The sequence below is a fragment of the Gordonia sp. N1V genome (genome assembly GCF_029269935.1).
Classification (GTDB): domain Bacteria; phylum Actinomycetota; class Actinomycetes; order Mycobacteriales; family Mycobacteriaceae; genus Gordonia; species Gordonia polyisoprenivorans.
Window position 1 is genome coordinate 1 of record NZ_JARJDD010000075.1, and the last position, 484, is coordinate 484.

General features: G+C 62.8%; 1 pseudogene. It reads right to left on the reverse strand.

Annotated elements, in window-relative coordinates:
- Positions 1-484 (reverse strand): annotated as a pseudogene (locus P3L18_RS28170) (HNH endonuclease); the annotation flags it as partial.

Sequence of the window (484 nt, forward strand, 5' to 3'; positions counted from 1 at the left end):
AGAGAGGAGTGCCCGGCAACATCGGGGGTGATGGTCACGTGTCCCACCAGGTCGGTGATGGTGTCGCGGTCCTCGATGACACTGTCGGGGTTCATTGAAATCAACGCAGCGTCGAGCTGTTGCGACAGCACCGGGTCGGTGGTGCCCCGGGACCCGTAATCCAGGACGATCTCCTCGAACGACATCCCGGCCTCGTCACCGTCGGTGCTGTCGCTGTCGCTGTCGGTGTCCGCGTCGATATCCCCGCCACGCTGGGCAGCGCGCGCCATGATCGAAGCCCGATTCGTGGACAGTTCACCGTTCAAATACGCAGCGCGGATCAGCGGAAATTCTTTGAGGAGGTCCGCCAGCGCTATCCAGCTGCTGGCTTTGCTGCGGGAGACCTTGAACTGCAAGGAGACTTCGGCGCGTGCGAGTTTGTCGGCATGTTCGATCACCGAGCCCCACACCTCGACCTCGGACTGGCCCGCCAAACGCTCCCGAT